The organism is Aureimonas sp. CAS (assembly GCF_059838215.1).
Genome location: NZ_CM187563.1, coordinates 271705 through 289183, shown reverse-complemented (window position 1 = coordinate 289183; position 17479 = coordinate 271705). Strand labels below are relative to the sequence as shown.

18 protein-coding genes are annotated in these 17479 nt (G+C 65.3%); 13 read left to right on the top strand and 5 right to left on the bottom strand.

The window, feature by feature from the left end; genetic code table 11:
* Window positions 1-47 precede the first annotated feature (47 nt).
* Window positions 48-1229, bottom strand: coding sequence for an ROK family transcriptional regulator (locus AC6R2M_RS01385; RefSeq protein WP_500484755.1), 1182 nt, complete (start codon window positions 1227-1229; stop codon window positions 48-50).
* A gap of 184 nt (window positions 1230-1413) precedes the next feature.
* Here AC6R2M_RS01385 and AC6R2M_RS01380 point away from each other — a divergent pair, with 184 nt between their 5' ends.
* The 3 genes from AC6R2M_RS01380 (at window position 1414) to AC6R2M_RS01370 (ending at window position 4795) form a co-directional block, all read left to right on the top strand.
* Window positions 1414-2919 (top strand): ABC transporter substrate-binding protein, encoded by a 1506-nt coding sequence (locus AC6R2M_RS01380; protein ID WP_500484753.1) that lies wholly within the window; start codon window positions 1414-1416, stop codon window positions 2917-2919.
* Between the two features lie 65 nt (window positions 2920-2984).
* The gene (locus AC6R2M_RS01375) at window positions 2985-3926 is read left to right on the top strand and encodes an ABC transporter permease (RefSeq protein WP_500487449.1); all 942 of its coding nucleotides are present in this window, start codon (window positions 2985-2987) and stop codon (window positions 3924-3926) included.
* Window positions 3923-4795, top strand: a complete 873-nt coding sequence (locus AC6R2M_RS01370) for an ABC transporter permease (RefSeq protein WP_500484751.1) — start codon at window positions 3923-3925, stop codon at window positions 4793-4795. The genes AC6R2M_RS01375 and AC6R2M_RS01370 overlap by 4 nt, the downstream gene beginning before the upstream one ends.
* 291 nt (window positions 4796-5086) lie before the next feature.
* Here the strand turns inward: AC6R2M_RS01370 and AC6R2M_RS01365 are convergent, their stop codons facing one another.
* Window positions 5087-5857 carry a GntR family transcriptional regulator gene (locus AC6R2M_RS01365; RefSeq protein WP_500484749.1) on the bottom strand — a complete coding sequence of 257 codons (771 nt, stop codon included), beginning with the start codon at window positions 5855-5857 and terminating at the stop codon, window positions 5087-5089.
* A gap of 95 nt (window positions 5858-5952) precedes the next feature.
* Between AC6R2M_RS01365 and AC6R2M_RS01360 the strand changes: the two genes are divergently transcribed.
* From AC6R2M_RS01360 to AC6R2M_RS01320, 9 genes are all read left to right on the top strand, one after another.
* The gene (locus AC6R2M_RS01360; RefSeq protein WP_500484748.1) at window positions 5953-6462 is read left to right on the top strand and encodes an ureidoglycolate lyase; all 510 of its coding nucleotides are present in this window, start codon (window positions 5953-5955) and stop codon (window positions 6460-6462) included.
* Window positions 6452-7354, top strand: a complete 903-nt coding sequence (locus tag AC6R2M_RS01355; protein WP_500484746.1) for an allantoinase PuuE — start codon at window positions 6452-6454, stop codon at window positions 7352-7354. The genes AC6R2M_RS01360 and AC6R2M_RS01355 overlap by 11 nt, the downstream gene beginning before the upstream one ends.
* Before the next feature lie 25 nt (window positions 7355-7379).
* A complete protein-coding gene (locus AC6R2M_RS01350; RefSeq protein ID WP_500484744.1) occupies window positions 7380-8243 on the top strand; it encodes a substrate-binding periplasmic protein in 864 nt (287 codons plus the stop codon).
* A gap of 59 nt (window positions 8244-8302) precedes the next feature.
* A complete protein-coding gene (locus AC6R2M_RS01345) occupies window positions 8303-8986 on the top strand; it encodes an amino acid ABC transporter permease (RefSeq protein WP_500484742.1) in 684 nt (227 codons plus the stop codon).
* Window positions 8986-9657 (top strand): amino acid ABC transporter permease, encoded by a 672-nt coding sequence (locus tag AC6R2M_RS01340; RefSeq protein ID WP_500484740.1) that lies wholly within the window; start codon window positions 8986-8988, stop codon window positions 9655-9657. The genes AC6R2M_RS01345 and AC6R2M_RS01340 overlap by 1 nt, the downstream gene beginning before the upstream one ends.
* Window positions 9657-10613 (top strand): NAD-dependent epimerase/dehydratase family protein, encoded by a 957-nt coding sequence (locus AC6R2M_RS01335; RefSeq protein WP_500484738.1) that lies wholly within the window; start codon window positions 9657-9659, stop codon window positions 10611-10613. Before AC6R2M_RS01340 ends, AC6R2M_RS01335 begins: the two co-directional genes overlap by 1 nt.
* Before the next feature lie 8 nt (window positions 10614-10621).
* Window positions 10622-11350 carry an amino acid ABC transporter ATP-binding protein gene (locus AC6R2M_RS01330; protein ID WP_500487447.1) on the top strand — a complete coding sequence of 243 codons (729 nt, stop codon included), beginning with the start codon at window positions 10622-10624 and terminating at the stop codon, window positions 11348-11350.
* Window positions 11347-12138 carry an SDR family NAD(P)-dependent oxidoreductase gene (locus tag AC6R2M_RS01325; protein WP_500484736.1) on the top strand — a complete coding sequence of 264 codons (792 nt, stop codon included), beginning with the start codon at window positions 11347-11349 and terminating at the stop codon, window positions 12136-12138. The genes AC6R2M_RS01330 and AC6R2M_RS01325 overlap by 4 nt, the downstream gene beginning before the upstream one ends.
* 90 nt (window positions 12139-12228) lie before the next feature.
* Window positions 12229-12642, top strand: a complete 414-nt coding sequence (locus tag AC6R2M_RS01320) for a VOC family protein (RefSeq protein WP_500484734.1) — start codon at window positions 12229-12231, stop codon at window positions 12640-12642.
* 233 nt (window positions 12643-12875) lie between these two features.
* Here the strand turns inward: AC6R2M_RS01320 and AC6R2M_RS01315 are convergent, their stop codons facing one another.
* Window positions 12876-13463 carry a hypothetical protein gene (locus tag AC6R2M_RS01315; protein ID WP_500484732.1) on the bottom strand — a complete coding sequence of 196 codons (588 nt, stop codon included), beginning with the start codon at window positions 13461-13463 and terminating at the stop codon, window positions 12876-12878.
* On the opposite strand from AC6R2M_RS01315, the gene AC6R2M_RS01310 reads away from it, so the two are divergent.
* Window positions 13455-14747, top strand: coding sequence for a peptidoglycan D,D-transpeptidase FtsI family protein (locus tag AC6R2M_RS01310; RefSeq protein ID WP_500484730.1), 1293 nt, complete (start codon window positions 13455-13457; stop codon window positions 14745-14747). The two genes, AC6R2M_RS01315 and AC6R2M_RS01310, sit on opposite strands and share 9 nt — an antisense overlap.
* Before the next feature lie 49 nt (window positions 14748-14796).
* Here the strand turns inward: AC6R2M_RS01310 and AC6R2M_RS01305 are convergent, their stop codons facing one another.
* Both AC6R2M_RS01305 and AC6R2M_RS01300 read right to left on the bottom strand, forming a co-directional pair.
* Window positions 14797-15174, bottom strand: a complete 378-nt coding sequence (locus tag AC6R2M_RS01305; protein WP_500484728.1) for a response regulator — start codon at window positions 15172-15174, stop codon at window positions 14797-14799.
* 85 nt (window positions 15175-15259) lie between these two features.
* On the bottom strand, window positions 15260-17395 hold the full coding sequence (locus AC6R2M_RS01300) for a histidine kinase dimerization/phosphoacceptor domain -containing protein (protein WP_500484726.1): 2136 nt from the start codon (window positions 17393-17395) through the stop codon (window positions 15260-15262).
* Between the last annotated feature and the right edge of the window lie 84 nt (window positions 17396-17479).

Here is a 17479-nt window from a genome sequence, read left to right as displayed (position 1 = left end):
GACCCGAAAATGCCTGTTCGCCATCCGCGCGCTCGTCGGTCTGGGCATCATGGCCGTCCGACCCTCGCGGGCTCGGTTGTCAGAAGCAGCTCGCGTAGGAGATCTCGGCTCTGGCTGATCGTTCCCAGGAGCCCCGCGCGGCGCCCGAGCGTACTGACCACGCATTCGGGCGGCGTCGGCGTGCAGAGCGGGATGAAATGCCGGATGCGCTTCAGCAGTTCCTCACGTGCGCCGATGCTGCCACCCATGACGATGCGCTGCGGATCGAGGATGGCGCAGATCGCCACGATACCGACGGCGATCTGCCGCGCGACCTCGGTGAGCGCGGCTCCAGCCGCCTCATCGCCGGCCTCTACCGCCTCGAAGATGTCGCGGACCGTGAGCCCTCGCGCACCGCCGGCGCCCTCGTAGCGGTCGCGGATGGCGATACTGCCGACGCTGCGCTCTAGAACGCCGGCATGGAAGCCACGCGCATCGAACGGGTCGCCGCCGATCGGCAGGGTCGAGATTTCGCCGGCCGCTCCCCTCGAACCCGAAAGGATGCGTCCCTCGTTGATGATCCCCATGCCGATGCCGGTGCCGAGCGCGATGAAGACGAAGCAGGCAATGTCGCGTCCCTCGCCGCGCCACATCTCGCCCTTGGCGGCCATGTTGACGTCGTTGTCCACCCGGACCGGGAAGCCCAGGCGCCCATGGAGGTCGTCCTGGATGGCGTATCCGTTCATCCCGGTGATGTTGGGCACCATGAAGAGCTCGCGCCGGGCCGGGTCGAAGGCACCGGGGATACCGACCGCTCCGGCGGCGATCCGGTCCGGTGGTTGGTTCGCCTCCGCGGCAAGCGCGCCGCAGCATTCGACGATCTGCTCGCCGAAGGCCACGGCGCCGGCCTGCGTCGTCGGCACCTCCATCTCGGCAAGGAGGTCGCCCTGCGCGTCTGCGAGCGCGGCGTGGATCTTAGTGCCGCCGACATCGGCTCCGAAGAGCAGCGCTCGATTGGCTGACAGTTCATAGACGGCTGCGCTGCGCCCGACGCTGCCGGACGTGCGGCCAACGACCTCGATCCACCCGTCATCCTCCAGCCCGCGGAAGACGTCGGACATCGTCTGCTTGGACAGGCCCGACACCCGCGCCAGCTCCGCACGCGAGACCTGGGCGTTGTCCATAACCGCCAGGATCACAGCGCGTTGGATTTGCTGGCGGGACGAAAACGATTGCGAGGCGAGGATCATGACGAGCCGGCTTTAGTTCCTTATGTGGACAAATTACCCAAGATGGACTGCCGGTCAATGCCGTCGACCCATCCGTTACGGCGCTCTGACGGACATTGCCAAAAAGATCGTCCACCAACTTTACAAAAGCCTCGAGCTATAGTTCGCTGCGGTTGTCGGTTTTCGAAGCGCAAGGGGAATGATCATGACCATCGGGGGTAGGCTCTCCATCGTCGCGGCCATCATGCTGGCCGGCATCTCGTCCGCGAGGTCCGCCGACCTGCGAGTCGGGCTGCAGGACGATCCCGACGCGCTCGATCCGGCACTGGGCGGCACCTATGCCGGCCGCATCGTCTTCGAGGCGCTCTGCGACAAGTTGATCGACATTGACGGTGATCTCCGGTTTGTGCCGAAGCTCGCCACCGAGTGGAGCTGGAACGACGCCAGTACTGAGCTGACGCTGAAGCTGCGTGAAAACGTCGTCTACCACGACGGCACCGCCTTCGACGCGCAGTCGGTGAAGGACAACATCGAGCGCATGCAGACGCTCGCCGAATCCAAGCGCAAGGCCGAGCTGTCGCCGATCACGGAAATCGAGATCGTCGATCCGCAGACCGTCGTCTTCAAGCTCGACGCCCCGTTCGCGCCGCTCCTGTCGGTGCTGACGGACCGCGCCGGCATGATGGTCTCGACAGCGGCGGCCGAGGCGGCGGGCGACGGCTTCGCCGCCGCTCCGGTGTGCTCGGGCGCGTTCCGCTTCGTCAGCCGCAGCGCCCGCGACTCTATCGTTCTAGAGAAGTTTGCGGACTACTGGAACGCCGAGGCGATTGGCTACGACCGCGTCGAATATCAGATCCTTCCGGATTCCACGGTTCGCCTGTCGCGCCTGCAGGCCGGCGATCTCGATGTCGCGGAGCGCATCGCGCCGACAGATCTTCAGACGCTGGAAGGCGACGAGCGCCTTGCGCTGCACGAGTCGCCGGGCCTCGGCGTTTCGCACCTCTTCATCAATCTGCGTGCCGACTCCGGCAGCCCGCTCGCCGAGCACGCCGAACTGCGGCGAGCTCTGGAGCTCTCTCTCGACCGCACGGCGATCAACCAGGTCGCCTTCAACGGCGCCTTCACGGCGGACAACCAGATGCTGACGCCGTTGAGCCCGTTCCACAGCAAGGACCACCCGATGCCGGCGCGCGACGTCGAGCAGGCGAAGGCGCTGATCGCCGAGGTCGGCGTCGACCGTCCTTCGATCGAGATCACCTACGAGAACTCGCTGACGGACGGACGTGTCGCCCAGATCATCCAGGCGATGGCCGGTGAGGCGGGCTTTGCGGTCGAACTCTTGCCGCTCGAAACGTCCTCGGCGATTGAACGGTACCAGGCGGGCAACTTCCAGCTTTATATCGGCAACTGGAGCGGCCGCGCCGATCCCGATCCCACGCTGAACACCTTCTTCGGCGCGGCCGGCAGCCAGAACCTCAACGGCTACGAGAACACCGCGCTCGACGACGTACTCGCCAAGGCCCGCAGCGAGGTCCGCCAGGACGAGCGTGTCGCCCTCTACAACGAGGCCGCCGGCATCCTCCTGAACGACCTGCCGACCATCCCACTTTACCATCCGTCGTGGTTCTACGGCGCACGGGCCGGGGTCAAGGGCATCGCCATCCATCCCGACGGTCTCCTGCGCGTCACCGGCGTGAAGCCTTCGAACTGACATTCTAACCGCGACCGGGCGGGCCCAGCGCCTGCGCGGTCGCCCGGAAGGCCCTCGGCATGCAGATGCTGAACTTCATCCTGCGGCGTCTGGCGTCGGCGATCCCGACGCTCCTGATCCTGTCGGTCTTCGTGTTTCTGCTCCTGAAGCTGCTGCCCGGCGATCCGGCCATCGCGCTCGCCGGCGAGGATCGTGACCCGGCGGTGATCGAGAGCATACGCATTCGCTACGGTCTCGATCAGCCGCTGCCCGTCCAGTACCTCACATGGCTCACCGGCATCCTGCAGGGCGATTTCGGAACCTCCATCCGCACGCGCCTGCCGATCGGCGAGATGCTCGCTCAGCGCCTTCCCGTGACGTTGCAACTGTCGCTCCAGGCGATGCTGATCGCCATTGTGATCGGCGTGCCGGCCGGTGTCTACGCCGCTCTGCGGCGCGGCAGCCTCATAGACGTTGCCGTGACGACAGTGGGGCTGGCCGGCCTGTCGGTGCCGAGCTTCTGGCTCGGCATCATGCTCATCATGGCCTTTGCCGTCTCGCTCGGCTGGCTGCCCAGCGGCGGCTATGTGAGCTTCCTACAGTCGCCGCTCGAGAACCTACGATACACGACCCTGCCGAGCCTTGTCCTCGGAACCGCGGCGGCCGCGATCATCATGCGCCACACGCGAAATTCGATGCTCACCGTCCTCAAGCAGGACTACGTGCGTACCGCCCGCGCCAAGGGGCTGAAGGAGCGCATCGTCATCGTGCGGCATGCGCTGCGCAACGGTCTGACCCCGGTGGTAACGACGGGGACGCTGCATCTCGGCGAACTTCTCTCGGGGGCCGTCCTCACCGAACAGGTCTTCGGCATTCCCGGCTTCGGCAAGATGATCGTCGACGGCGTGTTCAGCCGCGACTACGCCGTGGTGCAAGCGGTGATCCTGTGTTCGGCAGCGATCTTCCTCCTCCTCAGCCTCATCGCCGACATTCTCTACGTCAAGCTAAGCCCGAGGCTGCAGGCATGAGCGCGACCGCCACACAGACCGGACATTCCCGGCCGCGCACCCGAAGTTTTTGGCGGCGCGCCGCGTCCCAACGTAGCGCCGTCATCGGCCTCGCCATCGTTGCGTTCTTCGTCGTGATGGCACTCTTCGCGCCGCTCATCGCCCCCTACGATCCCGTCGCCTCGAACTGGCTGAACGTTCGTCAGGTGCCGTCGGCAGCACACTGGATGGGCACCGACGATCTCGGCCGCGACGTGCTCTCTCGCGTCATCTACGGTGCGCAGGCCTCGCTTCTTGCCGCCCTCATCGCGGTTGGTATCGCCATTCTCGCCGGCCTGCCGCTCGGCCTGATCGCGGGCTATTTCGGCGGCTGGATCGACACGATCATCTCGCGCTGCACCGACGCGCTTCTTGCTTGCCCATTCCTCGTCCTGGCGATCGCGCTCGCCGCCTTCCTCGGGGCGAGCCTCCAGAACGCGATGATCGCGATCGGTATCTCGGCGATGCCGATCTTCGTCCGCTTGGTGCGCGGCCAGGTGCTCTCGATCAAGAACGAGGACTTCGTGACGGCCGCACGCGGTCAGGGGATGAGGGACCGAGCGATCATCGTCTCGCACGTCCTCCCGAACGTCGTGACCCCAGTGGTGGTACAGGCGACGATCACCATGGCTGTCGCAATCCTCGCCGAGGCGAGCCTCGCCTTCCTAGGCCTCGGCCAACGCCCACCTGCCGCATCTTGGGGCAGCATGCTCGACGTTGCGCGCCAATTCATGACCGAGGCGCCCTGGATGTCGATCTGGCCGGGCCTCGCTATCGTCACCATCGTCCTCGGCTTCAACCTCCTCGGTGACGGCCTCAACGATGCGCTGAATCCCAGCGACGAGAACTGAGAACGAAAACGACATTACTCGTCAAAGATGTGCATAGACCGCCAGGCGCCGATAGGGAGTGTGCTGCTGGTTCAAGCGCCACACAGCGCTTGAGGGCCGAAAGGAGACCTTCCGCTGTGGGGCGACAGGGGGTAGAAAGCTGCCGACGCTTCGAGTAAGCAGCGGCGGTCGCGCGGCACCTTCTATTCTGCCTGACTGGTATCTAAAGGATCGAACTCAGCTACCGTTGTTCAAGCTGAGAGCGACGGACATACGAGGTCGAATTCAGCCAGGCTTCGCGTCGCAAACATTTTATCGCGCGCCGAGCCAGCCCAGCAGCCGGCTTTGCACCTTATCGAAGTGCTTGCTCATCGCGCGCCTGGCGGCCCGTCCGTCGCCGGCCTCGATCGCCTTCAAGACCGCCAGATGCTCTTGGATCTGGTTCTCGAAGTGCCCGGACATCTGCTTGATGTGGCACATTCGGGCCTTGCCCTGCAGATCGGTGATCGTGCGCGCCATAACCGGACGCCCCGTGGCGTCCGCGATCTGCGCATGGAACCGGTCGTTGTAGCGCCAGAAGTCTTCGAAGGAGACGTTCGAGCTGCCGAGCAGTTCATGGCTTTCCGCGATGAGAGCGGCCAGAAGGCCGCGATCGAGCGACGTCGCCGCGGTGAACGCCGCCTCGCTCTCCAGAAGCCGTCGCACGTAGAGAATGTCGAAGAGCTCGTCGACCGACACCTGGCGGATCACCACGCTGCCGTTCGACAGCCGCTCGATTAGCCCCTCCCCTTCGAGACGACTGATCGCGGCGCGAAGCGGCGTGCGGGACGCCCGCAACTCCTCGGCCAGCCGCCGTTCACCCAGGACGCTCCCCGGCGCGAGGTCACGCGCGATGATCCGCGACCGAAGATGCTGATAGGCCTGCTCGGACACGCTCGCCGGCGCTTCGACGGCCTTCTGCGCGGTCGCATTGGACATCCGTCGTGTCTCCCAACCTTCGGTCACGGCGCTGTTTCTGCGGACGGCAGCCTGCCCACCGAATGATCGGGGACTGCCGAAAAGAAAAGCGTTCGTTCGAATCATCGCGCATTCTACCCTGTTTTGTTGATTTCAATCGACAAGCTCTAGCGAACGTTTGATACTCCACTGGTATCCCACTCGTATCCGAAGAGAGCTCGATGTCCGAAGCGCCTTCCCGCACCGATGTCACAGCGCGAGCGCTGACGGCCGAGGCGTTCGCTCCCTTCGGTCAGGTGGTGGAGCACCTCGGCGACGAACGACGCACGCACTATCCCGACCTCCTGGAAGCGAACGCGGTCGCTTGGGTTTCGCGCGTCGGCGAGGCTCTCGTCATGCCGGCCCGCATCACGATGCTCGAACGCCATCCGCATTCGCGCCAGCTTTTCGCGCCCCTCCTCGGTCAGCCATCCCTCGTGGTCGTCTGCCGCTCAGACGCCACGGGCGAGCCCGATCTGTCGACCGTCGAGGCCTTCGTGGCAAAGCCCTCGCAGGGCGTCAGCTACGCGCGCAATGTCTGGCACCATGGCCTGAGCGTCCTCGAGGCTCCGGCCCAGTTCCTGGTGTCGATGGCGGTCGGCCAGGCCGACGACGACGTCTTTTTCGAACTGCCGCAGCCCTTCACTGTGACGCTTGTGGCAAACACCGAAGAGGCTTCCGATGCCGCATGAACGCCAGCCGACCCGCGACTTCGTCGGCTACGGCCGCAACCCGCCGAACCCGCGCTGGCCGGACGGCGCACGGCTCGCGCTCAATCTCGTGGTCAATTACGAAGAGGGGTCCGAACCCTCGGTACAGGACGGCGATGCGACCAGCGAGCGCGGCCTGACGGAGGGCGGCGGCCAGTTCGAGGGCCGCGACCTTGCCGCCGAATCGATGTTCGAATACGGCAGCCGCGTCGGCTACTGGCGCATCGCGCGCATGATCGAGGAGCGCGGCTTCGCGGCGACGATCATGGGCTGCGGGCTGGCCCTGGAGCGCAATCCCGAGGTCTGCGAGCACATTCGCCAGTCGCAGTTCGATGTCTGCGCCCATGGCTGGAGATGGGAGAACCACAGCGGGCTGGACGAAGACACCGAGCGCGAGCGCATCGCGAGAACGGTCGAGAGCATGGAGCACACGATCGGCGCCCGGCCACTCGGCTGGTATTGCCGCTATGCGCCGAGCGTCAACACCCGCCGGCTGCTCGCCGAGCATGGCGGCTTTCTCTATGACAGCGACAGCTACGCCGACGAACTGCCCTATTGGGTGGATGTCCAGGGCAGACCGCACCTCATCGTGCCCTACGGGCTGACCAACAACGACGCCAAGTTCATCCGCGGGGGCCTCGCCACGGGCGGCCAGTTCTTCGAGATGCTGCGCGACGCCTTCGACGTTCTCTACCGCGAAGGCGCGACCACGCCGAGGATGATGTCGGTGGGCCTGCATCTGCGCCTGACCGGACATCCCGCACGCGCCGCCGGCCTCGAGCGCTTCCTCGATCATGTCGCCGCCCATTCGGGCGTCTGGGTCTGCCGCCGCGGCGACATCGCCCGGCACTGGCACACGCATCACCGCGTCTAACCTCTTGCAACCGAAGGAGCAGGTCATGAACAGCATGCTGAAGGCGACCCTTGCCGGTCTGATTGCCGCGCAGGCGGCATGGGCCGTGCCGACGACGGCACAGGAGAGCGCCCACCCGTCCGACCAGCCGCTCGTGGTCGGCTCCGACTTCGGTGTCGCACCCTGGATGATGCGCGGGACGAACGGCCCCGAGGGCTTCGGCTTCGACCTCGTCACCGAACTCGCCGAGCGTCTCGATCGCCCGTCCGTCGAGATCGTCGACATCAACTTCTCCGGACTGTTCGCCGCGCTCTTCTCCGGGCGCATCGAGTTCACGGTCAATCCACTGAACATCACCGCCGAACGCGCCGAGCAGATGCTCTTCACCGAGCCGTTCTTCGCCACCGGCAACGGGTTCCTCACGCTGGCGGGCGAGACCATGAGCGGCTTCGAGGATCTCGACGGCAAGACGCTGGCGGTGAACCGCGGGACCATCTCCGACACCTGGGCCACCGCGAATGCCGAGACCTATGGTTTCACCGTGGAGCGCTACGACACCTTCCCGGACACGGTACAGGCGGTGATCACGCGGCGCGCCTTCACGGCACTGAACGAGATTCCGACCGTCGTCTACGCCGCCAGCCGCAACAGCGCGGTCGAGGTCGCCTTCACCGACTTCAACGGCCGCAATTTCGGCTTCGCCTTCCGGAAGGACAGCGTCGAGTACCGTAACAAGGTGGAAGAGCAGATCGAGTGCATGAAGCTCGACGGCACGCTCACCGAACTCTACCGCAAATGGTACGGGGCCGAGCCTGCGGAAGGCTCCTCGCTCGTCACCGTCTACGAGGGATACGGGCCGCCGGAGATGACCGGCTTCCTGGACGAGCCGCACACGCCGTCCTGCAACTGATCCCACCGCTCCAGCCGGGCGGCACCCATGCCGCCCAGCTCCATCGTCGCGAGGGCAAGTTGGACCGGATCGTCGACAATTACTTCAACGCCGCGATCATGGCGCGGGCACTGCCGGCCATGCTGCAAGGCTTCTGGGTCACGGTACAGGTCGCCGTCTGCGTGATCGTCGTCGGCATCCTCCTTGGCCTCGCGCTCGCGATCGTGCGCTGCACCCCGAACCGGCTCGCGACCGTTCCCGTCGCGATCTTCAGCGACATCTTCCGCACGCTGCCCCAGGTGGTCATCATGATCATCCTGTATTTCGGCCTGCCTTATGCCGGCTGGGCGCCCTCGCCGTTTACGACCACCGTGATGGCTCTCGGCGCCGTCCTCGCAGCCTTCTCAGCCGAGACTTTCTACGCGTCGATCCAGGCGCTGCCGAAGGGGCAGTGGGACGCGGCGAGCGCGCTCGGTCTGCGGCCAACCCCGGTGATGTTTCTGGTGATCCTGCCTCAGGCCATGCGCCTTGCGACGCCGCTCCTGACCAATCGCGCGATCGCGATCACCAAGGGCACGGCGCTCGGCAGCGCGGTGGCGCTTCCTGAGATCCTGTCGAGCGCGCAGAGCGCGATGGCGATCATGGCGAACCCGTCCCCGCTGACGCTCGCCGCAGCCTTCTACCTGTGCTTCTTCATTCCTCTCGTGATCCTCAGCCGCATCGTCGAATGGCGGGTGGGAACGCGCGGCGCGGGCGTCGCCTGATGGAACTCTTCCTCCAGAACTTCGCCAATCTCGACAGCCTGCTGCTGATCTATCCGCTGCTGCTGCAGGGGTTGCAGCTGACGCTGCTTCTCGCGCTCACCGCGCTGCCGCTCGCAGTCGCCTCGGGGCTCTGCATCGCGCTGCTGTACAGCTTCGCAGGTCGTCGCACGCGGCTGGCGATCATCGTCGTCATCGACCTCCTGCGCTCCTTCCCGGTGCTCGTGCTCCTGGTCCTGATCGCCTACGGCCTGCCCTTCGTCGGACTGACTCTTTCGAACTTCGCCTCGGCGGTCCTCGCGCTCGTCCTCAACAACACAGGCTACTTCGGCGAGATCTTCCGTGCCGGCCTCGCCTCGATCCCGAAGGGGCAGTTCGAGGCGGCCTCGGCGCTCGGCTTCCACCGATTCAAGGCGCTCGTCTACATCATCCTGCCGCAGGCGGTGCGCAAAGTGGTCGCTCCCCTGGCGTCCAACTCGCTCGAGCTCGTCAAGACGACGTCGATCGCCGCGCTCGTCGCGCTGCCCGAGCTCCTTCGCTCGGCGCGGGTCGCCCAAGAGCAGACCTACAATCCGACGCCCCTCGTCGCCGCAGCCGTGATCTTCTTCGTTCTCCTGTGGCCGTTCGCCCGCATCGTCGCGCGGCTGGAACGCAACGCCCTGAAGGCGCGCTGATGCGGATCACCGTCACCGGAGGAACCGGCTTCATCGGACTGGCGATCGCGGAGGCTCTCCTTGCGCGTGGCGACACCGTCAGCCTCTTCGGCACCGGTGCTCTGCCCGCGGCGATCGGCGGCCATCCGGCTCTGCGCGGCACGCGCATCCTGTCCGGAGACGTTCGTGCGGCGCCGGACCTCGTCCACGCCATCGACGAGGAGACGGACGTCCTCATCCACGGAGCGGCCGTCACGCCGGACGCGGCGATGGAGGCCGCGCGGCCGCGCGATATCCTCTCGGTCAATGTCGACGGCACGCTCGCTGCGCTGTCGCGCGCCCGGCAGGTGGGCGTTCGGCGTGTGGTCGTCCTCAGCTCCGTCGCGGTCTACGGGAGCGAAAGGCGGCTCGTCGAGCGTGCGCTCGACGAGGACACGCCGCCGGCGCCCTCCAGCCTCTACGGCATCACCAAGCTCGCCGCGGAACAGGCGGCGCTGCGGCTCGGCGAGTTGTGGTCGATAGACGTTCGCGCAATCCGCCTCGGTCCCGCCTTCGGGCCCTGGGAATACCAGACGGGACTGCGCCCGATCCTCAGCCCGCCCCGGCAGGTGCTCGACCAGGCACTGGAGATGGGACGCTGCGTCCTTTCGCGGCCGGTGCGCGGCGACTTCATTCACAGCCGGGACGCAGCGCGGGCCATCGTTGAGATCGCTTCGCGGGAGACCGTCCCGCATCGCCTGTTCAACCTCGGCGGGCCGGTTCTCGGCCTAGCGGAATGGTGTGCGGCGCTGACCGGCTGCATCGAAGACTTCGAATGGCGCATCGACGACGCGGCGGCCACGCTGCGCCCGGCCCTTTCGCACGACCGGGCCGTCCTCGACAGCGCCCGTATCGAGTCGGCGCTCGGGCCAGTGGCGACGACATCGCCGACCCGCGCGGCCGAAGAGACCATCCGCTGGCTGCGGGAGACCACGTGAGCAAGCCGTTGATCACCCTGAAGGGCGTGCGCAAATCGTACGGGAAGTACGAGGCGCTGCGCGGTATCGACCTCAAGGTCGGACCCGGCGAGAAGGTGGTCGTCTGCGGCCCTTCGGGCTCGAGCAAATCCTCGCTGATCCGCTGCATCAACGGGCTGGAGTCCTTCGACGCCGGAGAGATCGTGGTCAACGGACACCGGCTCGATGGGCAGACGGCGACGCTCGACAAGGTGCGCCGCGACATCGGCATGGTGTTCCAGCACTTCAATCTGTTCCCGCATCTGACCGTTCTCGGCAACTGCACCATCGCCCAAGTCAGGATCGCCGGCGTGCCGCGCGCCGAGGCCGAAAGGCGGGCGCGCGACATGCTCGCCAAGGTCATGGTGAGCGAGCATGCCGACAAGCTGCCCAACGCCCTGTCGGGCGGGCAGCAGCAGCGCGTCGCGATCGCTCGAGCCCTCTGCATGCGCCCGAAAGCCATGCTGTTCGACGAGCCGACGTCCGCGCTTGATCCCGAGACGATCCGCGAGGTTCTCCAGACCATGGTGAATCTCGCCGAGGAGGGGATGACGATGATCGTCGTGACGCACGAGATGGGCTTCGCACGGCGCGTCGCGGACCGCGTCGTCTTCATGGATGCCGGCGCGATCGTCGAGGAGGGCGACCCGGAGGCCTTCTTTACCGCCGCCCGCAGCGAGCGGGCGCGGGCTTTCCTGAGCGGGATCGCCCGGACATGAGCGAAAGGAACTCGACGATGCGCCTTGAGGGCAGGACCGCAATCGTGACCGGCGGATCGTCCGGCATCGGACGGGCGATCGCGCGCATGTTCGCCCGCGAAGGCGCCCGAATCGTCGTCGCCGACCTTACAGAGGACGTGGTCGAGAGCGGAGAGCCCACCTGCGCCCTGATCGCGGCCGAGGGGGGTACGGGCATCTTCCACCGCACCGACATCTCCCGGGGCTCGGAAGTCGAGGCGCTCGTCGACGCCGCCGCCGCACAGTTCGGTCGCGTCGACATTCTCGTCAACAACGCGGCGATCCATGCGCCCGCCCGCCTCGTCGAGACGAGCGAGAGCGACTGGGACCGCGTGATGGACGTCAATCTGAAGGGCGCCTACCTGTGCGCCCGCGCGGCGGTGCGTCGGATGCTGCGTCAGACGCCGCACGGCGAGGCGCGTGGGCGCATCGTCAACATCTCGTCCCAGCATGGCATGATCGCCGCGCCCGAAGACTTCGCCTATGGCGTGTCGAAGGCCGGCATCGCCTACATGACACGGCAGATCGCGGCCGACTATGCGCAGGACGGCATCATCTGCAACGCCGTTGCGCCCGGCAAGATCATCACTGGAAAGCCGGGGCGGGCGAACGACCCGCACTGGATCGACTATTCGAACCAACGCACGCCGATGCCGCGTCTCGGCACCCCGGACGACGTGGCCCGAGCGGCCCTGTTCCTCGCCAGCGATGAGGCGAGCTACATCACCGGCCACAATCTGATGGTCGACGGCGGTTGGATGGCCGCCTGAGAGCATCGACCATCCGCGCCGCAACCACTGGAGCCGGCCTGTGAGCCGGCCGCCCGCCAACTATACCGATCGCAGTCTCGAGGACATGAAATGAAATCCGTCTTCCATCTCGCCTGCCACGTCACCGATCTCGACGAGGCCCGCGCCTTCTACGGCGATACGCTCGGCTGCAGGGAAGGTCGCTCGACCGACACCTGGGTCGATTTTGATTTCTTCGGCCACCAGCTTTCGCTGCATCTCGGCAAGCCGTTCGAAACGACGCGGACCGGCAAGGTCGGCGATCACATGGTGATGATGCCGCATATGGGCGTCGCGCTGATGTTGGACGATTGGAAGGCGCTGGCAGCGCGACTGGAGGCCAAGGGGGTGCGGTTCGACATTCCGCCGGTCGTTCGATTCGAGGGCGAACCGGGCGAACAGCGCACGATGTTCTTCTTCGACCCCTCCGGCAACCCGATCGAGATCAAGGGCTTCGCTTCCGAGGACGGCCTGTTCGCAGCTTGAGGCTGCCGATCGCTCAGCGAGCTGAGTGCCCCACTAGCCGGACGCTCTGCCGTTCCTTGTCCACTTCTGCGGGAATTAGGCTAGGTTGGGCCGTAAGCCGTCCGCCCGCTTTCGGGTCGCGGGACTGGCAAGCGGACCTTCACGTTGCGCCAGCGCAATTGGCCGAGGCGCGACTCCTTCCAAGAGGCATCAGTTTGCGAGACTGGAATCCGCAGAACCCCCTGATGACGGGTCTACGCGGCGAGCTGCCTCTGGCTTCTGACTAGGGCGGATAGCCAATTCGTCAGCCGATCGGAAACATCCGCTTCCGCGCACTGATGACGCAGCATCTGGAACATCGCTCTTTTTAGATGGGCACCATCATCATGAGTGCGCTGAAGAACGAAATCGAGGTATCCACCCAATGCGGAGATCACCTCCTCTCGGGTTGTGATGAGACCCACCTGCCCCTCGCACCAGATCGCGAAGTGCTCCATCCACTCGCGGAAGTGTGCTTGGACCTTCCCCTCGTAGCGGCGGCGAATCTGGAAGACATGATCCCAGGTGGCGACGGATTCTGCATCGCCCAGCAGATCCACCCGCCACACGGGTAGGGGGAACGGATCCGTGCCACCGCCCTCAAATGGCCGGCTCGCTAGCAATGAGACTTCCGCGCGGCTCTCGCCGTACGGATCAAAGCATCTTCGCCTCTGCCCGGCACCGTCGCAGATGACATCGAGCGCCTGCTTGTACGCACGGTTACACTTGCCCCCCATCGGCGCAAGGTTGCGCAGATTGGCGCCGGCGAACGGATAGAGCGACCGCGGCAAGTAGTGATCCATGTCTTCGCGGGCGAGGCCTGGCGCTTCAAATGGTTCGATGCCACAGACATCGATAACAAGGGCATCGCAGGCATAGAACGCTATATCGATCAAAGCGGTCTCAAAGCGCTGCGGTCTTCGGGACTCGCGATTGAAGCAGATGAACTGGCGCCCGTCGAACTGAGTATCGACATGAAGGTTCAGTACGCGTTCGCCGACCAGCTCGCGTCCGAGATCGAGCGCTTCGAAGCCGTGGGCGGAGCGGGTCTCGTCCTCGATGTCACGAACGGCGAGGTGATCTCCCTCGTTTCCCTGCCGGACTTCGACCCCAACGACGCGACGCAGGCTCAGAAGCCGGAGCACATCAACCGGATCAATGTCGGCGTCTACGAAATGGGTTCGACATTCAAGGCGATGACGACCGCCATGGCCTTGGACTCAGGCAACTTTACCCTCAATTCGATCTTCGACGCCAGCAAACCCATTAGCTTTGGCCGCTTCAGGATCAACGACTTCCGGGGCGAGAACCGGCCTCTTAATTTGCCGGAGGCCTTCCTGGTTTCCTCGAACATTGCTTTCGGCCGGATGGCGATGGGGGTCGGTGTCGACCGGCACAAGGATTTTCTGCGGCAGCTCGGTCAACTTGATCGACTGACGACTGAGCTGCCCGAGAGCGCCAGCCCGATCGTCCCTCGAAACTGGCAAGCCGTGAACACCGCCACGATCGCGTTCGGGCACGGGCTCGCCGTCACGCCGCTGCAGGCGTCGATGGGCGTCGCCGCCCTCGTGAACGGAGGCAAACTGATCCGCCCAACCTTCGTGAAGGGATCGAACGCAGCGGAGCGCATTATCCGCGACCCGGTCGTCTCGCCTGGGACCGGCGAAGCGCTGCGCTACCTCATGCGTCTCAACGCCATATCGGGGTCGGCCAAAGGCGCGAACATCGATGGCTACTACATCGGCGGCAAGACTGGCACCGCCGAGAAGGTGATCAATGGACGCTACGAGAGAACGCGCGTCATGACCTCATTCATGGGTGTCTTGCCCGCGAACGATCCGAAGTATTTGTTCCTCGTCATCCTCGACGAGCCGAAACCGATCGAAGGGACGCACGGCTTTAGAACTTCAGGCTGGAACGCTGTTCCCGCCGCAGGACGAATTCTAAAGCGGATTCTCCCGATCATGCGGCTTTCGCCTACGATGGGGACCCCGCCGGACCCGTTTCCACAGATGATGGCAAAACACGTTTACGGAAACGAGCGAGTGCGTTCGGCTATCGCTCTTGGCCCTCCGAGGGACTACTAATCGATCCAAGCAGAAATCATCAGATTAACGGGACGATCACAGGTCTTCTCTATTCGCCCTTAACACGCGTCAAGTGGTCCTGAACTACCTCTGGCGAGAACGGTTTGCGGATGAAGACCGCGCCCTCGGGCAGATCATCCGGTTTCGGCTCCGCCGCGCCGGAGGCGACGATGATCGCGATATGCGGCCAGCCCTTCGAACAGAGTCTCGCAAGCTCGAACCCATCCCGCTCGCTCGGCGGCATGTGAACATCGGTGAACAGGATCTGGATGTCGTGCCCGTGCTGCTCGAGTTCGGCGAGCGCCTCTTCGACGTTGCTGGCTTCGAGCGTTTCGTATCCCGCATCCTCGAGGATCGCCGAAGCGTCCATGCGGATGATACCGTCGTCGTCGGCAACGAGTGCATATCGGTTCGTCTCGTTTGCCATCGGCTCCACGCGTCGCACTCCACTGCCGAGTGCCAACGCCGGGCGCCGTCCAACGATCCATAGCCTCTTGATTTCGGGCTGAAGCCTATGAGGCGGCCTGGATGGGAGCGTTGAGGATCGCACGAACGCCCGGATGGTTGTCCTCGTACTCGAGGGTGCCGTCGAGACGCTCCACGAGGGCGGCTAGCATGCGTGTGCCGAAGCCGCTTCCCTTCACCGAGCCCGAGCGACCGACGCCCTTGTCGGAGATCGTCAGGCGGAGCCGGTCGCGATGCTCCATGAGGTGGATGCCGAGCGGGCCGGGCTCGCTTCCGTAGGCGTATTTGATCGCGTTCGTCGCAAGCTCGTTCAGGATGAGGCCGAGACTGACCGCGCGGTCCGTCGTCACGAGGATGGGCGCGTAGTCCTGCGTGATCTGGCGTTCCCATGCTTCTCCGAGGCTGCCGAACAGCTCGCCGCCGAGTTCCTCGAAGTAGCGCGACAGGTCGACGATCTCGACGCTGTCGTCCTGATGAAGGCGCTTGTGGACCAGCCCAACCGCGTTCAGGCGCTTCTCGGCTTCGACGAGGTGCGTCGCCGCCTCGGCCGAGGCCTCTCTTCGCTGGAGACGAAGGAACGCCGAGACGAGACCGAGGCTGTTCTGGACGCGGTGATTGACCTCCTTGAGGAGAAAGTCCTTCTGCCGGAGCAGCGTCTCGTTCTCGCGGATCGTCGTCGCCAGCTCCTCGTTCAGCCGCTCCAGCCGGGTGTTGGTCCGCGCGTCGAGGAGAAGCCGTACGATCCGCGATGCGGCCTCGGTCTCGCCGATCGTCCAGGGTCTCGATCGCCCACGCACGCTCTCGGACCAAGCTTCGAAGGACGAACGCGGGCGAAGGGTCTCGCCCAGGGTCGCCGGCACGTCCTTGTGCGGATTGCCCGCCCACTGCACCACCTGAAGGTACTCCGCCCGGAACCACATGAGGATCGTCGGAACTTCCGTCGACATGGTGATGGCGAGGAGGCCGCTCGCGATATCCGCATAGGCCCGTGCGTTCGGCAGGTCGCGGGCAAGGCTCGCATTCGCAAAGGGCTTCAGCGCCCCCGGTGCCTTCACGAAGGATGCGATCTCCCGGATGTCCTCGGCAGAAGGGCACGAGCCGGCACAGTACACCTCGCCTCCTTGCACGGCCGCGAAGCCATCGGCGCGCATGAGGCGGGCAAGGTCCTCGCCCGACCCGTCGAAGAACCGCTCGAGGGTCTGGTCTCCGCCGAGCCGCCTGAGGACGATGTCCTCGTGCGAACGAAGCCGTAGCCGTTCGCGATAGAGATCGCTGTCCTCGCGGGCCTTGACCTGGCGCGCGAGGCTCGATGCGAGCGTCTGGCTTGCGAGCCGCGTCGTCAGGCACAGGGGCCGCGGCGAATGATGGTGGCAGGCGACCAGGCCCCAAAGGATGCCGTCCTTCACGATGGACATGGAGGCGGAGGCCTCCACACCCATGTTCTTCAGGTACTGGATGTGGACGGGAGAGACGCTGCGGAGCGTGGAATCGCTGAGATCGATCTCAGTGAGCTCCGGCGCCCCGACGATCGGCGCGGGTTCGTAATGGACGTCCGCAATGACTCGGACGCGGTTGCGCACGTAAAGCGCCCGGGCCTGCCGTGGGATGTCCGATGCCGGGAAGTGGTGGTTCATGAAGCTGGCGGTGCTGTCGGATAGCGCCTCGCCGACGACCACGCCCGCTTCGTCGTCGACGAACTGGTAGATCATCACCCGGTCGTAGCCGGTCAGATGCTGGAACGTTCGTGCGGCCTCGTCGAACAGCTCGCTGAACGAGTTGGCCCGATCGAGCGAGCCGCCGACAGCCTCGATCTCGGCGAGGAAGCTTGCGTCGAGCTCCGGGCCATCGTCCCGATCCGTCAGTTCTACGACGACGTGCTCCCCTGTGCGGAAGGCGACGGCGTCCTTCACCTCCCCCCGGAACGTCACGGCTCCGAGAACGTAGAGACCGCTGGCGGGCACGCTTTCCGGTGTCAGCGAGAGGCGCCCGGATAGAATATCCGGGAGCGTCTGGCCGACGAGGTCGCTCTCGTCCAGGCCCGGGAGACCGGCGTGGCCGACGACGCGAAGCTCGGCGTCCGCGATAAGCATGCAGCCATAGGGCTGGATCGATCCAGGGATGTGGATCGGTTCGCGGTCGCAGGACGTCGTGTCGATCGCGGCGAGGTCAGGAGCGTAGACCATGTCGGCACACCATAGTCGCGCCGGTCAAGCTCCGCCATGAGCCCGTTCGCCGCGACCCGAACGAAGGCGAGCCGGCCGACGCGA

What these genes read in the sequence shown, in the direction of transcription:
- AC6R2M_RS01350 (WP_500484744.1), top strand. Translation starts at nt 7,380, where the DNA reads ATGAACAGCATGCTGAAGGCGACCCTTGCCGGTCTGATTGCCGCGCAG.
- AC6R2M_RS01355 (WP_500484746.1), top strand. Translation starts at nt 6,452, where the DNA reads ATGCCGCATGAACGCCAGCCGACCCGCGACTTCGTCGGCTACGGCCGC.
- AC6R2M_RS01300 (WP_500484726.1), bottom strand. Translation starts at nt 17,395, where the DNA reads ATGGTCTACGCTCCTGACCTCGCCGCGATCGACACGACGTCCTGCGAC.
- AC6R2M_RS01315 (WP_500484732.1), bottom strand. Translation starts at nt 13,463, where the DNA reads ATGGATCACTACTTGCCGCGGTCGCTCTATCCGTTCGCCGGCGCCAAT.
- AC6R2M_RS01335 (WP_500484738.1), top strand. Translation starts at nt 9,657, where the DNA reads ATGCGGATCACCGTCACCGGAGGAACCGGCTTCATCGGACTGGCGATC.
- AC6R2M_RS01305 (WP_500484728.1), bottom strand. Translation starts at nt 15,174, where the DNA reads ATGGCAAACGAGACGAACCGATATGCACTCGTTGCCGACGACGACGGT.
- AC6R2M_RS01325 (WP_500484736.1), top strand. Translation starts at nt 11,347, where the DNA reads ATGAGCGAAAGGAACTCGACGATGCGCCTTGAGGGCAGGACCGCAATC.
- AC6R2M_RS01320 (WP_500484734.1), top strand. Translation starts at nt 12,229, where the DNA reads ATGAAATCCGTCTTCCATCTCGCCTGCCACGTCACCGATCTCGACGAG.
- AC6R2M_RS01385 (WP_500484755.1), bottom strand. Translation starts at nt 1,229, where the DNA reads ATGATCCTCGCCTCGCAATCGTTTTCGTCCCGCCAGCAAATCCAACGC.
- AC6R2M_RS01375 (WP_500487449.1), top strand. Translation starts at nt 2,985, where the DNA reads ATGCTGAACTTCATCCTGCGGCGTCTGGCGTCGGCGATCCCGACGCTC.
- AC6R2M_RS01380 (WP_500484753.1), top strand. Translation starts at nt 1,414, where the DNA reads ATGACCATCGGGGGTAGGCTCTCCATCGTCGCGGCCATCATGCTGGCC.
- AC6R2M_RS01340 (WP_500484740.1), top strand. Translation starts at nt 8,986, where the DNA reads ATGGAACTCTTCCTCCAGAACTTCGCCAATCTCGACAGCCTGCTGCTG.
- AC6R2M_RS01365 (WP_500484749.1), bottom strand. Translation starts at nt 5,857, where the DNA reads ATGATTCGAACGAACGCTTTTCTTTTCGGCAGTCCCCGATCATTCGGT.
- AC6R2M_RS01370 (WP_500484751.1), top strand. Translation starts at nt 3,923, where the DNA reads ATGAGCGCGACCGCCACACAGACCGGACATTCCCGGCCGCGCACCCGA.
- AC6R2M_RS01360 (WP_500484748.1), top strand. Translation starts at nt 5,953, where the DNA reads ATGTCCGAAGCGCCTTCCCGCACCGATGTCACAGCGCGAGCGCTGACG.